This window comes from Acinetobacter tandoii DSM 14970 = CIP 107469, from assembly GCF_000400735.1.
Taxonomy (GTDB): domain Bacteria; phylum Pseudomonadota; class Gammaproteobacteria; order Pseudomonadales; family Moraxellaceae; genus Acinetobacter; species Acinetobacter tandoii.
The window spans coordinates 1-1,547 of sequence record NZ_KE007372.1 but is presented as its reverse complement, the minus strand read 5'-3'; the positions used below and the strand labels follow the sequence as shown (position 1 = coordinate 1,547).

Sequence of the window (1,547 nt, the reverse complement as noted above, 5' to 3'; positions counted from 1 at the left end):
CAACAACCGCTAAAGCGATTATTGTCAAAAAAAGACACTCCTCCTCGCTCCTGCGGAGAGCCTCCTTTGCGAATTGGATCTCAGGTGAATTCGGCATGTTTTACATGAATATTCGGCATAATGTGAAGAAGGATTCTAGTTCCAAGAATACCTTCCATTATCTGACTCGAACGGCTCATTTTGCTGAGCAAAAGGCCGATGAGGAATTGGAGTTTGTGCGTTCTGGAAATATGCCTGCTTGGGCTGTCGATGCGCCTGCAAGCTTTTGGCATAGTGCGGATCGTTATGAGATTGCTCGAGGTCGAACCAGTTCAACGTTGACTGTGGCTTTACCAAAAGAATTGTCGAAACAGCAGCGTAAAGAATTGGTCGAGGCCTTTATTCAGGAATTTGCTGATCAGTATCAGTTCCCTTATACCGCAGCGGTGCATAATCATCCGAGTGAGCTGACAGGTGAAGATCAACCGCATTTGCATCTGATGTATTCTGAACGGAGTATGGCCGATGGGATTGAACGACCACCAGAGCAGTTTTTTAAGCAGTATCGTCCAAAGAATCCCACTAAGGGTGGCGCACAGAAATTAACGGCTGATGCGTTGGGCTTTGGCCGTGATCAGGTCAAAGCCTTTCGAGAAAAAACTGAGCAGCTAATTAATCAGGCTTTGGAAATGCATGCACCGATGAAAACCGTGATTCTGGAGGGTATGGAGATTGTTGTTCCAAATCGAGTGAGTCATCTGTCTAATCAGGAATTTAACCAGAAGTATGGAACGCAATTGCACGATGTTCCACAGATCTACCGATGGAAGTTGAAAAGTGCTGATCCAATTATTCAGCTTGAAGTTGAGGCACAGAAGCAAACCATTCAACAGATTCGACAATTTAACAAGCTCCAGATCTATCAAAAGGAGTACAACCAAGCCTTAGAGCAGCGTAAAAATCAAGACTTGGATCGTGATGATAGTTATACGCCATCATGGTTCTAGGAATATTGTGAGGTTTTAAATAAAGCTTTTGGAGGTCGTATGAAGACTGGAAAACAAATTCTTGAGGGTTTATTTGACGATCAACGTGCTGCTGCACATGATCCCCATCATCCAGTGAATGATCAGCTTCGGGCTAGTCTACTGTGGAAGAAACATTTACTTGAATTGATTCAGATCCCACGGCATCAACTGAGACCAGATGATAGCTATGTTCTAATAGCTGATATTCCAGAGTATTTTAAGACAGAGTTTGAGCAATATTTTTTAGGTCAGAACCTATCGCAGCATGTGGATCATCCTGATGAATCACGACTGGATAGCAAACGTTTGGACAGTTTTATTGCCTATCTGAAAGATCATCCAAGTTATAAATTACAGTCGAGTGACCAAGTATGAAAAAGAACGTAGATGCAGAGCGAATTCGGGCTGCTTTTAAGGCAACGCAAGGGATTGTGGAGCATTCATTTGAGCAGCATGTGATTGATGCAAGTCAAGCGGATGTAAATGCGATGATTGAACGAATTGCTTCTGGAGAGTCGAGTTTTGAGGAGGAAGATGAGG

The 1,547-nt window shown here is 43.4% G+C and carries 2 protein-coding genes; both read left to right on the top strand.

Annotation, left to right across the window (positions count from 1 at the left end):
- Positions 1-95: 95 nt before the first annotated feature.
- Entirely contained in the window at positions 96-986 is an 891-nt protein-coding gene (locus I593_RS17900; protein ID WP_026441252.1) for a MobA/MobL family protein, read from the top strand.
- Between the two features lie 39 nt (positions 987-1,025).
- A complete protein-coding gene (locus tag I593_RS17895) occupies positions 1,026-1,382 on the top strand; it encodes a hypothetical protein (RefSeq protein WP_016168978.1) in 357 nt (118 codons plus the stop codon).
- Positions 1,383-1,547: the final 165 nt, after the last annotated feature.